This window comes from Bacteroides sp. OM08-11, assembly GCF_003438665.1.
Classification (GTDB): Bacteria; Bacteroidota; Bacteroidia; order Bacteroidales; family Bacteroidaceae; genus Bacteroides; species Bacteroides cutis.
The window spans coordinates 320,268-335,346 of sequence record NZ_QSTJ01000002.1; the positions used below are offsets into that span (position 1 = coordinate 320,268).

Consider the following 15,079-nt stretch of genomic DNA (forward strand, 5'->3'; position numbering starts at 1 on the left):
TCATATCCGGAACTCCCTTCATATTGAGGTATGCTTGGATGTTTTTTTGATACATATCTAATAGAAATCGAGAATATATTAATAACTCTTTTACGAATTCTTGTCTTCCTTTGTAGAAGGAGCAAAGTAATATTAGATATGAAAACACATTATATTTTTAAAATTGTTGGTTTAAGTTTTTTTTTAAGTTTGACCGGAATATTGTCCGGCTTTGGGCAGGTCAATGTTGAAAATACATTATGGGATGATGAAGACTTTCTCCTGACTCCTGAGTATGAGGTTGTCAAAAGCGATTCTATTGAATCTATTATTTTTAAATCCTTATCTTACAAAGGGCATCGTAAATCGGTTTTTGCTTACTATGCAACACCGGGTATGTTGGATGGAAATATATCTGGAGATAAAAAACTTCCCGGAATAATTCTGGTACATGGAGGTGGAGGTATGGCCTTCAGGGACTGGGTGGTACAGTGGGCAAAACGTGGATATGCTGCTCTTGCTTTGGATACGCGGGGCAATGGTGCCGACAAAAAGCATATTGCGGGAGGGTTTGAGGAAAAAGGAGGAGAAACTCCTTATTTCGATGTTACATTACCATTGAAAGAGCAGTGGCTTTATCAAGCGGTGGGGGATGTGATAAAAGCGCATACTTTATTGTTAAGTTTCCCTGAGGTGGACAAAAAACGTACTGCCATTACGGGGATTAGTTGGGGAGGAGTATTGACCTGTATCGTATCTTCGCTGGATGCTCGTTTTAAAGTAGCTGTTCCTGTTTATGGATGTGGTTTCTTGGGCGAAAGCGGGCGTATGAAACAACAATTGGATGCGCTTGCGGAAAAGGATAGAGACACATGGCTGGCTCAATATGATCCTTCTGTATATTTATCCCGGATGAAACGGCCTATCTTATTTCTGAACGGAACTAATGATGTACATTTCTATTTATCTTCGATGACCCGCAGTGCCGCATTGGCAAAGAAATCTCGTTTGTTGATAAAACGCGGGTTGAGACATAGCCATAAATATGGATGGAGTAATGAAGAAATAAGTGCCTTTGTCAACCAGTACTTGGGTAAGGAGGAAGCTCTTCCCTGTATCAGGAAAGAAAGTATAGGAAATGGGGTAGTAAAAGGGCAGGTGAGTTCTCCTGTATCTATAGAGAAAGTTACATTATATTATACAACAAGCGAAGGCGCAGTTGCCGATACATATCATTGGCGATCTGTCTCCGGTGATTTATATGGCAGAAATTGGGAAGTAACCGTACCGGATGGGGCTAAAATCTGGTTTGTCAATTTGACGGATACCAGAGGATATCAAATATCCGGTAAAGTATACAGACGGTGATTGTCTGTTTTTTCATTTTATCTCCCTCTTTTCAAATAAACTCTGTTTTTTAGGGACATCTTATTGGAAAACCTTATTTTTGCGTCAACATCTCAATCTTTGTATTATGATAAAACAGATCTTGTTGTTGACTATTACGATTGCATGCTGGATTGAACCTGTATCGGCCTGTACTTCTGCTGTGATTTCCGGTAAGATAACTCCTGACGGTCGTCCTCTCTTGTGGAAGAATCGGGATACGGATTTTCTTCAAAATAGTGTGAAGTATTTTTCAGGGGAGCGTTATCCGTTTATTGCCATAGTCAATAGTGTGGAAGATGACCCGACAGATGTATGGATCGGTACAAACTCGGCAGGTTTTTCTGTAATGAATACGCAGTCTTATAATCTGGTCGACATAAAGCCCGGTGAAGAACGGGGAGAGGCGAACGGACGAGTGATGCGCCGTGCATTGGAGATTTGTGCTACTGTGGAAGATTTCCGCCATTTTTTGGATACTATTACGAAACCCAGTATGATTGAAGCTAACTTTGGCGTGATTGATGCTGAAGGTGGTGCGGCAATGTTCGAGGTAGATTATTATAAATATGTGATGTTTGATGCCAATGAACCGAAGGATGCTCCTTGTGGTTACATTGCACGTACAAACTTTTCTTTTTCGGGTAAAGTGAATGAGGGAGCTGGCTATGTACGCTTTATGCAGGAAGACAAGGTGTTACTACCGGCTTCGGCTACCAGACAGATCACTCCGCAATGGATATTCAATGAGCTGTCCCGTTCTTTTGCCAATCCGTTATTGGGTATTGACCTGAAAACTGGGGAATTCAATCGTCCCAAAACGACGGGCTGGTTTGTTGACCAGGATTTCATTGCCCGTGGCAGTACGGCAAGTTCTGTTGTCGTACAAGGAGTAAAGTCTGGTGAAAAACCTGAATTCACTACGATGTGGACAATATTGGGATATCCTCCTACCGGGGTGGCAATGCCTGTATGGTTGAAAGGAGCTGATAAGAATCTGCCGAAACTGCTTGTTCGCGATGAGACTGAGAAAGTTTCTCTTTTGGGTAATTGGTCGGTAATATTGGCAGGTGATGTGTTTTCTTATGGACAAGGTATGGGGAGTAACCGTTATATGAATTGGGAGAAATTGTATAATACGGAGAAAAACGGTTATATGCAGTTGCTTGCCCCTATAGAAGAAAACGTTTTTCAACGTACTCAATCTTTGTTGAAAACATGGCGTGAGAGTGGAAGTATTGATATAAAAAGTATGCAGTCGTTCTATAATGTAATGGATGATTTTATCAGTACGAAATACGCGGAACTATTTGAACTTTAATTTATTCATATTAATTATTTCTACATGAAACACAAATTTATGATTGGGGTTTCCATCCTTTGCCTGGGATTGGCTGGAAATCTACATGCGCAAAACAAGAAAATGTATCAAAAAGGGTGGATAGACTTCAACAAAAATGGAGTGAAGGATATCTATGAGGACCCGAATCAACCGGTGGAGAAACGTGTTGCCGACTTGCTCTCGCAAATGACGGTGGAAGAGAAAACTTGCCAGTTGGCTACTCTTTATGGTTATGGGCGAGTATTGAAAGACTCTCTGCCGACTGCCAACTGGAAAAATGAGATTTGGAAAGATGGTATAGCCAATATTGATGAAATGTTGAATGGGGTAGGTAAGAAGGCTTCACGGGTGCCCGATTTACTGTATCCTTTCAGTAATCATGCCGAAGCCATTAATATTGTGCAACGTTGGTTCGTGGAAGAAACTCGTTTGGGAATTCCTGTGGATTTCAGTAACGAAGGTATTCATGGCTTGAACCATACAAAGGCAACTCCATTGCCGGCTCCTATCGCAATTGGAAGTACCTGGAACAAGGAACTTGTTTATCAGGCGGGAAGTATTGCCGGAGAAGAGGCTAAGGCATTGGGATATACCAATGTGTATGCTCCTATTCTTGATGTGGTACGTGATCCGCGTTGGGGACGTACTTTGGAATGCTATGGAGAAGATCCTTATCTGATCGCTGCATTAGGAACACAAATGGTAAATGGTATCCAGTCTCATGGCGTGGCTTCTACCTTAAAACATTATGCTGTTTACAGTGTGCCTAAAGGAGGGCGCGATGGCAATTGTCGTACTGACCCTCATGTGGCTCCACGAGAACTGCATCAGTTATTTTTGTATCCTTTCAAGAAAGTTATTCAGAATGCGCATCCAATGGGAGTGATGAGTAGTTATAATGACTGGGATGGTGTACCCGTATCTGCCAGTTATTATTTTCTGACAGAATTGCTTCGTGAGGAGTATGGCTTTGATGGTTATGTGGTTAGCGACAGTGAGGCTGTAGAGTTTGTAAAGACTAAACATCATGTGGCGGATACATATGATGAGGCTGTACGTCAAGTATTGGAAGCTGGTTTGAATGTGCGTACGCATTTTACCAAACCTTCTGATTTTATTATGCCGGTTCGCCGACTTCTGGAGGAGAAGAAAATCTCGATGGCTACCATTGACAAGCGGGTGGCAGAGGTGCTGAGTGTAAAATTCCGTTTGGGATTGTTTGACCATCCATACGTAGTGGATACAAAAGCTTCCGACAAGGTGGGAGGTGTAGACCGGAATATGGATTTTGTGAAGAAGATGCAACAGCAGGCTTTGGTTCTTTTGAAGAATGAAAATAACTTTCTTCCGCTGGATAAACAGCAGGTAAAGAAAGTGTTGGTAACCGGTCCTTTGGCGGATGAGGATAACTTTATGACCAGCCGTTATGGCCCTAATAGGTTGGAAACTGTGACTGTACTGGCAGGTTTACGTAATTATCTTAAAGGTACTGCTGAAGTGAATTATGTCAAAGGATGCGATATCGTAGATGCCGGATGGCCCTCAACGGAAATATTGCCTGTTCCCATGAACGAACAGGAGAAACAAGGAATTGCCGAAGCTGTGGCAAAGGCGAAGGAGAGTGATGTGATTATTGCCGTACTTGGTGAGGATGAATATCGTACGGGTGAAAGTCGTTCTCGTACTTCACTTGATTTGCCGGGACGTCAACAACAATTGTTGGAGGCTTTGCACGCTACCGGAAAACCGGTAGTTCTGGTATTGGTGAATGGACAGCCGCTTACCATTAACTGGGCGGATGCTTATATTCCTGCAATCCTGGAGACGTGGTTCCCTGGTTGTCAGGGTGGAACGGTGATTGCTGAGACATTGTTTGGCGAACATAATCCGGGTGGCAAACTGACGGTTACTTTCCCGAAGAGCGTGGGACAGATTGAACTGAATTTTCCCTTTAAACCGGGTTCACATGGCAAACAACCCAAGTCGGGACCTAATGGCTCCGGTTCGACCCGTGTTATCGGTGAGCTTTATCCATTCGGTTTTGGTTTGAGTTATACTTCTTTTGCTTATTCTAATCTGAAAGTTTCTCCGTTGCAACAACGTACACAGGGAGAATATACCGTAAAGGTGGATATAACGAATACCGGAAAACGGGCAGGTGATGAAATTGTACAGTTGTATATACGTGATAAGGTAAGTAGCGTAATTGCTTACGACTCAGAATTAAGAGGCTTTGAGCGTATATCCCTTCAACCGGGTGAAACGAAACAGGTGACGTTTACTTTGAAGCCTGAGGATTTACAATTGTTGGATCGTAATATGAACTGGACGGTAGAACCGGGTGACTTTGAAATACTGGTTGGTGCTTCCAGCCAGGATATCCGACTGAAAGAAACGATTACAGCATTGCCTTGATGTCTTGTGCAAAAGTACGATAGGTTTGAGAAAGGAAAATCTATTACAGTAGTCCTTATAACTGCGAACGGAGGTACATCAGTATCTCCGTTTCTTGTTCCGGATGAAACCAATGAATGTCTTGATCCCGTTTAAACCATGTCATTTGTTTGCGGGAATAGATACGGGAGTTCTGCTGTATCTTTTCAATGGCAAAGGGCAATGTCCACTCACCGTCGAGGTACTTGAATATTTCCTTATAACCTACGGTATTCAGTGAATTTAGTGTTCGATATGGATAGACGCGACGTGCTTCTTCTACCAAACCGTCTGTTATCATTTGTTCTACCCGACGGTTGATGCGCTGGTAAAGTTCTTCTCGGTCGCGTGTAAGTCCGATTTTGATGATACGGAAAGAACGTTCTTTTTTTTGTTGGGTACGAAAGGAGGTATAAGTTTTTCCCGTCATATAACAGATTTCCAACGCATGAACGACACGTTTGGGATTCTTTAGATCTACAATTTTATAATATTCAGGATCGAGTAGCTTTAGTTCGGAACATAGTCTTTCCAGTCCTTCCGTTTCATATTTGTATAACATCAGTTGGCGAGTCTCGGTGTCCACGGTCGGTATGTCGTCAATACCTTTACAGATAGCATCTACATACATCATTGAACCACCTGTCAGTAATACAGTATCATGTTCCGTGAATAGAGTTCCCAAGAGTTGTAGTGCTTCAGCTTCATATTGGGCGGCACTATAGTAATCTGTCAACTTAAGGGTGCCGACGAAATAATGCTGCACTCGTTGTAACTGTTCGTGAGTAGGAGCGGCTGTACCTATCTTCAAGTCTGCATAGAGTTGTCTGGAATCGGCAGAGACTATGCAGGTATGGAATTGTTCTGCCAATCGAAGGCTTAGTTCTGTTTTGCCTACTCCGGTAGGACCGATAAGTACTATCAACGTTTTCATACGTAAAAATGATTTAGGCACGGATTATACGGATACACACGGCTTTATTTTGATATCCGTGAAATCCGTGTAATCCGTGCCTAAATATAGATTTATAACTTTAACGATTTTTTTTATTGGAATTCTTAACTTTCAACAGAATTAGAATTTATCTTCTTCGTAAGGAATCTCTCCGGTACCATCATCCAAACCACCGAAACCTTCTTTATCGAAGTCTTCCATGTCGAAATCCTGATCGCCATAAAAATTCTCATCCAGATCAAGTGAACCGTTGTTAGCGGTCATTTCTTCAAAGTCAATCGTTTGCTTAGGAGCTTCACCTTCTTTCTTTGTACATTTGGCACCGGTCATTTCTTTACCGGTGATAATCTCGGAAAGTTCGATAAAGAAACAACGTTCTGTCATATAATCGAAGACATAAAGCAACTTCTGCTTTTCATCTTCTACCAGCTCGCTGATTGGGGTTTCTTTCATTACCCAACTATCCATTTCAGGATTATCGTCCATTTCTTCAAGGGTGATTTCCTTCTCTTTTTCCCAGTCATCATCGCAGATGAAGAAAGACGTCATCTGATCATTGGTGTAACCCACTGATTTTAGGATAGCTTCGTGAAAATCGTAGAATGTAGCTTCCGGGTCTATTTGTATTTCTCTTACGAAGTCATCTACTTCGTCGGAGATGATTGTAAATCTATATATCATAATATTAATTTTTTTTTATTTTCCTGCGGGGATAATACCACGAGTTGATTTGCGTATGAAATCTACAATATAACTTATTTCGGGAGTTATTTCCATTTCGTCTTCAATCTTTTTCAGAGCATCTGTATTGTTCAGACCGCTTTGATAGATAATACGGTACGCATTATGGATGCTTTCGATAGTCTCATTGGAGAAACCACGACGACGTAATCCTACAATGTTGATACCGGCATAACAAATCGGTTCCCGTCCTGCTATGATGTATGGAGGGATATCTTTGCTAAAACGGCAGCCACCTTGTATCATACCATATCCTGCCACATGGCAAAACTGGTGCATCAATACGTTGGCACTGATAATAGCATTGTCGTCTATAACTATTTCACCTGCCATTTTGGTGGAATTACCTATGATACAATAGTTACCTATAATTGCATCATGCGCTACGTGAACACTTTCCATCAATAGGTTATTGTTGCCAACAATCGTTCTTCCTTTGGCAGCCGTTCCCCGATTGATGGTCACATTCTCACGGATAATGTTGTTGTCACCTATTTCAGCAGTACTTTCTTCTCCTCTGAACTTCAGGTCTTGTGGAATGGCACCTATCACCGCTCCAGGGAAGATCGTATTTCCATTACCGATACGTGTACCGTATAGAATGTTGGCATTAGCCATGATCTTATTGTTATCACCGATTACCACATTCTTGTCAATGAAAACAAAAGGAGCAATCTCTACGTTTTCCCCGATTTGGGCTTCGGGATGAATATACGCTAAGGGACTTATCATAATTAATTTACTTGTTTTTTACTATTTGTGCCATAAATTCTGCTTCGCAAACTACTTTTTCGCCTACAAATACATAACCTTTCATGGTAGAAATACCTCGACGGATGGGAGCCAGTAATTCAACGCGGAAAATCAATGTATCTCCCGGTACTACTTTCTGACGGAATTTTACACCGTCAATCTTCATAAAATAGGTAGAATAACGTTCTGGTTCGTCCACAGAGTTCAACACGAGCAAACCACCAGTCTGTGCCATGGCCTCTACCTGCAATACACCCGGCATTACCGGTTCTTGCGGGAAATGCCCCTGAAAGAAAGGTTCGTTTCCTGTTACATTTTTAATACCTACTATATAATTGGCGCCGATTTCAATCACTTTATCTACCAATTGGAATGGGTAGCGGTGAGGCAACAATTCACGAATACGGTTTACATCCATAACCGGTTCACGATTGCAGTCATAAGTAGGAGCCTGTATTTCATGCAAACGGATTTCCTTACGCATCTGGCGGGCAAACTTATTGTTGATGGTATGTCCTGGACGAGTTGCAATTATACGTCCTTTGATGGGTTTACCTATCAGGGCCAAATCACCGATGACATCCAATAATTTGTGACGTGCACATTCATTAGGCCATACTAACGGTTTATGGTTGATGTAGCCCAACTGCTTGGCATTCATGTGAGGAACACCCATAACATCGGCAAGTTTATCGTATGCATCTTGTTCCATTTCGCGTTCGTAGATTACGATGGCATTATCTAAGTCACCCCCTTTGATGAGACCGGCTTGCAACAACGGTTCTATTTCGCGTACGAATACAAAGGTACGGCTGGCCGCTACTTCATCTTTGAATTTTGCCATATCTTCCAGAGTGGCAAATTGGTTGGGGATGATGGTAGAATCATACGATACCAATACATTCAAACTAAAATTCTCGTCCGGTAATACGATGATGGAAGAACCGGTTGCATCGTCGCGGAATTCAATTTTGGATTTGATAATATAGAAATCTTTAACGGCATTTTGTTCTACTGTACCTACGCGTTCTATTTCACTGACATAATATTGGGCACTTCCATCTAAAATCGGGAATTCCGGTCCGTTTACCTGGATTAGGCAGTTATCTATACCCAATGCATAAAGGGCTGCCATACCGTGCTCAATGGTACTTACTTTTACTCCGTTTTTGGAGAGTACGGTGCCACGAGTCGTTTCTGTCACATTATCAGCTACCGCATCGATGATCGGTTGTCCTTCCACATCGATACGTTGAATTTTATATCCGTGATTATCTGGAGCAGGATTAAAAGTAACGATCAGGTCAAGTCCCGTATGAAGACCTTTCCCACTGAGTGAAAAGCTATCTTTCAGAGTCTTTTGTTTCAACATTGGTTACTTATTTAATTGTTGTTTCAATTCATTTAATTCTTTACGGAGTGCATTCAGTTCAAAATACATATCGGGTAACTTGCGGAATACGGATTGTGACTTGAAGTAAGGTTTCATCTCCATAGGTGGTGTGCCAATAAGTTGACTACCTTCCTTGATACTACTGGGAACACCCGATTGTGCACCAAGGTTCACTTTATTTCCAATATGGATATGACCTGCTACGCCAACTTGGCCACCAAGCATACACCATTCTCCCACTTTGGTAGAACCTGCAATACCTACTTGAGCTGCCATTACAGTGTGTGAACCTATTTCGTCATTATGAGCCACTTGTACTAAATTGTCAAGTTTTACACCGCTATGTACAATGGTTGCTCCCATTGTGGCACGATCTACACAAGTATTCGCACCGATTTCTACATTATCTTCCAGTATTGTGATACCGATTTGGGGGATTTTTTCATAACCTTCGGGAGTAGGAGCAAAACCGAAACCGTCTGCTCCGATAACGCAACCGGCATGCAAAATACAACGATTACCTACACGACAGTCGTGATAGATGGTAGCATTGGCATAAATAATACAATCATTACCTACTTTGGCACCACTTCCAATAGTGACGTGAGGATGTATCACCGTATTATCTCCGACTTCTGCATATTCGCCGACACAAGCAAACGGAGCAATGTAAACATCCTTTCCTATCTTAGCTGTTTCAGCAACGAAAGCACGTGAATCGATACCCACACGCTTGGGTTTACTTTGTTCATAAAGATTGAGCAATTTGGCAAGGCTTTCATAGGCATTATCTACCTTTATAAGAGTTGCTTTCACCTCTTGTTCGGGAACAAAATCCTTGTTTACTAACACGATACTCGACCGCGTTTCGTATATATACGGGGTATATTTGGGATTGGAGAGGAAAGAGATTGCTCCAGGTATTCCTTCTTCGATCTTAGCGAAGGTGTGCACGGTTGCATTCTCATCCCCAACGATTTCTCCTTGGATAAATGTTGCAATTTGTTTAGCAGAGAACTCCATGTCTTATTATTGTTAGATGGTTTCAAAACACAAATAACGGACTTTTTTTTTATATTTCCTTGTCCTACGATGAATATTTTATACTTGCTTATGCAAACGTTGGTAACATAAGTAGTACTTTTTTACCTTTTTCGATAGTAAAGAGATATTGAGCATATCCGATGCTTCTGCAATATTCTTGATGGAACCATCATTATAGAGAATATCAATACTGTCATCTGCGGGGTCATACATATTCTTTTCGATGCTGGGGGTAGAGATGAAATATCTCGCTTCGGAGAGAGGAATGTTCAGTTGTTCACTGATTTGTAAAGTCAGCTCTTTTTTCCGTTCTTCGCTGATAGGTTCAGCAGAAATTTCCACTTTGAAGATATTACGGTTAATCATACCTAAGCTTAGGGTAGATAATACTTTATCGGTATGTGAACTCCATACTTTCAATGCTGTCCAGATATCGTTATCGTCCAGTTGGATGAAATATTCCAAACAATCGGGGGTGTTATAGAATGTATTCCGGTTGATATCGTTGTAAAGGAAAAATCTCAGGGCAGGAGGTGCAAACAGTTCTACACCTTGACTTGCCAGCTCCTTAGCGCGTAACAGGGTACTGATAAGCATTTTTTCGTATGCTACCGAAGTCTTATGAAGATATACTTGCCAGTACATCAGGCGGCGGGCTGTGAGGAAATTCTCAATGGAATAGATACCTTTAGACTCCACTACAAGATGATCATCTTTTACATCAAGCATCTTGATGATACGTGCCGAACCAATATTACCCTCTGTGACACCAGTGTAGAAACTGTCACGGCGCAGATAGTCGAGCCGGTCCATATCCAACTGACCGCTTACCAATTGGTGGAGGAAACGTTTGGGATATTCATCTTTGAAGATTTGGATGGCAAGAGTTAGTTGCCCGTTCATTTCCTTGTTGATCCGTTCCATCAACATTAGGGAAATATCTTCATGGGATACACCGCGGACGATCGTATCTTCCAATACATGAGAGAAAGGACCATGCCCAATATCATGCATCAGGATAGCTGCCTGGACGGCTTCCGCTTCACTGTCGAAGATAAAGTTTCCTTTACTGGCAAGGTTTTGAATAGCTTCACTCATCAGATAGAAAGCTCCTAGAGAATGTTGAAACCGCGTGTGCTGCGCACCCGGATATACAACAGATGACAAACCCACCTGCTTGATACGGTTTAAACGTTGTAGAAGGGGATGCCGTACGATATCATACAACAACCCCTTTGGAATATTGATGAACCCGAAAACTGGGTCATTTATGATTTTTCTTTCGAACACGTTGTTATTGGTTAACAGTTGATTAGCAACTTTTCCATTTGTGCTTGTACTTCTTGTGCGGCTTTGCGGCTGGCAGCGGCAAAGTTCTCTGTCTTATCCACATAGATGATACCACGGCTAGAGTTTACAATCAGTCCGCAGGTTTTATTCATACCATATTTGCAAACTTCTTCCAAAGAACCACCTTGTGCACCGATACCTGGAACCAGCAGGAAGTGTTCGGGAGCAATCTTGCGGATATCTTCGAATGCACGACCTTGTGTAGCACCTACTACATACATCATTTGTTCGTCATTTGCCCATTCTTGTGATTTGCGCAGAACTTTTTCAAAAAGACGTTCGCCGTTTTTATCTTCTGTCAATTGGAAATCGTGAGAACCTTTATTACTGGTGAGTGCAAGCAAAATGACCCACTTTCCTTCGTAAGTGAGGAATGGGGTAACACTGTCTTCGCCCATATAAGGTGCTACGGTTACTGAATCGATATCCAGTTCTTCGAAAAATGTACGGGCATACATAGCGGATGTATTTCCTATATCCCCACGCTTGGCATCGGCAATAATAAATTGATCGGGATAGTTCTGTTTGATGTAATTTACCGTCTTTTCAAAAGCAATCCAACCTTTTACCCCCATGCTTTCATAGAAAGCGAGATTTGGTTTGTAGGCAATACAGAGGTCGGCGGTTGCATCGATTATCGCCTTATTGAAAACGAAGATGGGATCCTCTTCCTTCAATAAGTGTTCGGGGATTTTTTTGATGTCTGTATCCAAACCTACGCAAAGAAATGATCTTTTGCGTTTGATATTTTCAAAAAGTTCTTGTTTATTCATCTCGGATATTTTTTTATGTTTATTTCTTGAATAAGTAGCCGTTGATACTCAACCTGATATCTTTATCTTCCTGTTCGTCGTATGCTATAGAGAAACTGGTGAGTATAAACAGTTTTTTGTTGGAATTACATTTGAATTGGGTTGGTCGCATTTCACCGTATCTATATTCATCAAGTTCTTTAAGTGTTTTGAGGTCGATATAAACCGTATCATTCTCGTTACCTGTTTGCAGACCGAGAGAGACAGGTAATACTCCTGTTTTCACATATTTAAGTGGAATTTTGATATTCCTGTCTGACTTGTTTACATCTTTTGGTATAGCTATAAAGCGATTATATCCATTGGGAATTTCAATACTTGTCAGTGGAAGTGCTTGTCCGTTGTATGATACATAGGTACCTGCATTATTTTCTTTATTGGTTACGCCTTCATAGTGATACTTGGTGGTATAGAATGAAACATCTTTTTCCACAAGATTAGCGATTGTTTTTCGTCCGAACAAATCGTCGATGTATAGGAACTTATCATTCACTTCCATGGCAGTTTTCTCGGAGAGTGATGCCAGCCAGTTATTGTAGTCTTCACGTGAAAGAGGAAGTTGTGCGTTACAAGTCTGTTTTAACTTTTCTTCCAATTCAGTACGGATAGCATTCTTGGTTATACTTGCATAATTAATGGGAAATGCTGATGTCAACAGGAAGAGGATAGCAAACGATATAGGTATCCAGTTGATGCGACGTGCTTTCGTTAAGATAAGCCCGATACAAACAATGTAGAACCAGATATTGAGAGTGATAAGATATAAACGGTTTATGGTAATGCCATAATCATTGAAGCGGCGTATGATCCCTACCGTCATCAACATCAGCAGTGGCAATACAAGTGTTGGAAGCCAACGTGCAATGTGTTCGTCAGTCCGTTTCGCATCTCCTATACGGGTAGGATATAAACCGAACTCGATGGCAATACATCCTGCCATCAGTGTTACTACCAACCATGATACCCAGCCGATGGGTAACTCCCAATTGGAAAGGATACGTGCGGTGTAAATATAGAGAACCAGTAAATATCCTCCGATGAGTGGCAGGAACAAAAAACGTATAATGCCATTCAGAAAATCTAACGATTGCGGTTGCCGATTATGTTTGCTTTCACCTTGGGGCAACATACCGAGGAAAAGTAATGTAGGAAGCAGAACACTACATATGATAAAGATATAAGCATAGCATTTCCCACTTACATTTACATCAAAAAGCATATGGAGGGAGAGTACCAACAGACTTATTCCGCCGCTCATGATGTAACCTACAATATTGGCTGTGATGAATGAGGTTATTGTGTTCAAGGCGAAGTTCCAACTTGGAATGTCGTTTTTCTCCTTAAAAAAAGAGAGAAAGAATATAGAAAACCATAGCGTGAGGATAGCGGCAACGTGTGCTATACCTAGTTCTACATAGGTTTGTTCAGAAGAATAATGGTAAAGAAACAGAGCATCGGCAATGAGTAGTGTATTGGCTACTATTTGTATGGTTACTTTCTTGATTATACCTTGCATCTCTTCATGCCACAGATGCAGAGTGAGTGAAAGTAATGTGCCGATAGAGAGGTAATATCCCCAGATAAATAGCCTTTTTCTGTCTCCATCCATATCGGTAGCAACCAGATAGATGAGAAAGGCAGACAGCGCAAACACAAAGCAAACAGTTATCGGAAAGCGTTTCATGCAATTTTGAAATGCTTCTGCTAAAGTATGGAATACTCTTTGTAATAAGTGCCCTTTCATATGTAGTATTTTAAGGCTTTGTTTTATAATTCGCTCTCTTTTAATCTTTCCGCATTCTCCGCCACTATTAAATGGTCAATACAATCTTGAATATCCCCATCCATAAAAGCTGCAAGGTTATAGATCGTATAATTGATACGGTGGTCGGTAATGCGGCCTTGTGGATAATTATAGGTACGGATTTTTGCCGAACGGTCACCAGTAGAAACCATCGTCTTACGTTTGGAAGCGATGTCGTCGATGTATTTCTGATGCTCCTTGTCGTAGATGAACGTACGTAGGCGGGAGAGCGCACGCTCCTTGTTTTTGGGCTGATCGCGCGTTTCGGTACATTCGATGAGAATTTCCTCGACAACGCCAGTATTGGGGTTTTTCCAGTTATAACGCAAACGTACACCGGATTCTACCTTATTTACGTTTTGACCGCCGGCACCACCACTTCGGAAGGTGTCCCACTTGATTTCACCTTCATTGATGATGACATCAAATTCTTCTGCTTCGGGCAATACAGCTACAGAGGCGGCGGAGGTATGTACACGTCCTTGAGTTTCGGTGGCAGGTACACGTTGTACACGATGTACCCCTGACTCATATTTCAACGTACCATATACGTTATCACCGGTTACTGAACAGATTATTTCCTTGAAACCGCCAGCTGCACCTTCATTGGCACTGGAAATTTCCATTTTCCAACCTTTTGTTTCACAATATTTGGTATACATGCGGAAGAGGTCACCTGCAAATATGGCAGCTTCATCTCCCCCCGTACCTCCACGAATTTCAAGAATTGCATTACGGCTGTCTTGCGGATCGGCAGGAACAAGTAGTAGCTTTATCTGTTCTTCCAGTTCTGGTTGGCGTGCTTGGCAAGTATCAAGTTCTTCACGTGCCATTTCGCGCATTTCAGGGTCTGTTTCATTAACGATGATTTCCTTGGCTTCCTCAATGCCGCCCAATACTAGCATGTACTCCTTACGAGCATTCATCAGGTCGCCAAGTTCCTTATATTCTTTAGTAAGTTTCACATAGCGCTTTTGGTCGGCAATCACTGCCGGGTCGGTAATCAAGGTCGATACTTCTTCAAATCGAGCTACAAGTCCATCTAATTTTTCAAGTAAGGTACTGTTATCTGCCACTTTATCGCACT

12 protein-coding genes are annotated in these 15,079 nt (G+C 41.7%); 3 read left to right on the forward strand and 9 right to left on the reverse strand.

What is annotated here, in order from left to right; genetic code table 11:
• Window positions 1-138 precede the first annotated feature (138 nt).
• The 3 genes from DXC10_RS05080 (at window position 139) to DXC10_RS05090 (ending at window position 5,122) form a co-directional block, all read left to right on the forward strand.
• On the forward strand, window positions 139-1,347 hold the full coding sequence (locus DXC10_RS05080) for a S9 family peptidase (RefSeq protein ID WP_117737447.1): 1,209 nt from the start codon (window positions 139-141) through the stop codon (window positions 1,345-1,347).
• A 106-nt stretch (window positions 1,348-1,453) separates the two neighbouring features.
• On the forward strand, window positions 1,454-2,686 hold the full coding sequence (locus tag DXC10_RS05085; protein ID WP_117737448.1) for a carcinine hydrolase/isopenicillin-N N-acyltransferase family protein: 1,233 nt from the start codon (window positions 1,454-1,456) through the stop codon (window positions 2,684-2,686).
• Between the two features lie 24 nt (window positions 2,687-2,710).
• Entirely contained in the window at window positions 2,711-5,122 is a 2,412-nt protein-coding gene (locus DXC10_RS05090) for a glycoside hydrolase family 3 N-terminal domain-containing protein (protein WP_101544658.1), read from the forward strand.
• A 55-nt stretch (window positions 5,123-5,177) separates the two neighbouring features.
• On the opposite strand, the gene miaA is transcribed toward DXC10_RS05090, so the two are convergent.
• The 9 genes from miaA to prfA form a co-directional block, all read right to left on the reverse strand.
• The gene (gene miaA, locus DXC10_RS05095) at window positions 5,178-6,074 is read right to left on the reverse strand and encodes a tRNA (adenosine(37)-N6)-dimethylallyltransferase MiaA (RefSeq protein ID WP_101544660.1); all 897 of its coding nucleotides are present in this window, start codon (window positions 6,072-6,074) and stop codon (window positions 5,178-5,180) included.
• A gap of 141 nt (window positions 6,075-6,215) precedes the next feature.
• Window positions 6,216-6,776: a hypothetical protein gene (locus DXC10_RS05100; RefSeq protein ID WP_117737449.1), complete on the reverse strand. Its 561-nt coding sequence runs from the start codon at window positions 6,774-6,776 to the stop codon at window positions 6,216-6,218.
• A gap of 15 nt (window positions 6,777-6,791) precedes the next feature.
• A complete protein-coding gene (gene lpxA, locus DXC10_RS05105) occupies window positions 6,792-7,568 on the reverse strand; it encodes an acyl-ACP--UDP-N-acetylglucosamine O-acyltransferase (RefSeq protein ID WP_101544663.1) in 777 nt (258 codons plus the stop codon).
• Between the two features lie 7 nt (window positions 7,569-7,575).
• Window positions 7,576-8,961 (reverse strand): bifunctional UDP-3-O-[3-hydroxymyristoyl] N-acetylglucosamine deacetylase/3-hydroxyacyl-ACP dehydratase, encoded by a 1,386-nt coding sequence (locus DXC10_RS05110; protein ID WP_101544665.1) that lies wholly within the window; start codon window positions 8,959-8,961, stop codon window positions 7,576-7,578.
• Window positions 8,962-8,964: 3 nt separating this feature from the next.
• Window positions 8,965-10,005, reverse strand: coding sequence for a UDP-3-O-(3-hydroxymyristoyl)glucosamine N-acyltransferase (gene lpxD / locus DXC10_RS05115; RefSeq protein WP_117737450.1), 1,041 nt, complete (start codon window positions 10,003-10,005; stop codon window positions 8,965-8,967).
• Between the two features lie 78 nt (window positions 10,006-10,083).
• Entirely contained in the window at window positions 10,084-11,316 is a 1,233-nt protein-coding gene (locus DXC10_RS05120) for an HD domain-containing protein (RefSeq protein WP_101544669.1), read from the reverse strand.
• Window positions 11,317-11,327: 11 nt separating this feature from the next.
• Complete coding sequence (gene pyrF, locus DXC10_RS05125; protein ID WP_117737451.1) at window positions 11,328-12,149, reverse strand: orotidine-5'-phosphate decarboxylase; 822 nt, start codon at window positions 12,147-12,149, stop codon at window positions 11,328-11,330.
• A 19-nt stretch (window positions 12,150-12,168) separates the two neighbouring features.
• On the reverse strand, window positions 12,169-13,932 hold the full coding sequence (locus DXC10_RS05130) for a DUF4153 domain-containing protein (RefSeq protein ID WP_117737452.1): 1,764 nt from the start codon (window positions 13,930-13,932) through the stop codon (window positions 12,169-12,171).
• Between the two features lie 23 nt (window positions 13,933-13,955).
• Complete coding sequence (gene prfA, locus DXC10_RS05135; protein WP_101544675.1) at window positions 13,956-15,068, reverse strand: peptide chain release factor 1; 1,113 nt, start codon at window positions 15,066-15,068, stop codon at window positions 13,956-13,958.
• Between the last annotated feature and the right edge of the window lie 11 nt (window positions 15,069-15,079).

Coding starts and splice junctions, on each gene's coding strand:
- DXC10_RS05130 (WP_117737452.1), bottom strand. CDS start 13,932: ATGAAAGGGCACTTATTACAAAGAGTATTCCATACTTTAGCAGAAGCA.
- pyrF (WP_117737451.1), bottom strand. CDS start 12,149: ATGAATAAACAAGAACTTTTTGAAAATATCAAACGCAAAAGATCATTT.
- DXC10_RS05080 (WP_117737447.1), top strand. CDS start 139: ATGAAAACACATTATATTTTTAAAATTGTTGGTTTAAGTTTTTTTTTA.
- miaA (WP_101544660.1), bottom strand. CDS start 6,074: ATGAAAACGTTGATAGTACTTATCGGTCCTACCGGAGTAGGCAAAACA.
- DXC10_RS05085 (WP_117737448.1), top strand. CDS start 1,454: ATGATAAAACAGATCTTGTTGTTGACTATTACGATTGCATGCTGGATT.
- DXC10_RS05100 (WP_117737449.1), bottom strand. CDS start 6,776: ATGATATATAGATTTACAATCATCTCCGACGAAGTAGATGACTTCGTA.
- lpxA (WP_101544663.1), bottom strand. CDS start 7,568: ATGATAAGTCCCTTAGCGTATATTCATCCCGAAGCCCAAATCGGGGAA.
- DXC10_RS05110 (WP_101544665.1), bottom strand. CDS start 8,961: ATGTTGAAACAAAAGACTCTGAAAGATAGCTTTTCACTCAGTGGGAAA.
- DXC10_RS05090 (WP_101544658.1), top strand. CDS start 2,711: ATGAAACACAAATTTATGATTGGGGTTTCCATCCTTTGCCTGGGATTG.
- lpxD (WP_117737450.1), bottom strand. CDS start 10,005: ATGGAGTTCTCTGCTAAACAAATTGCAACATTTATCCAAGGAGAAATC.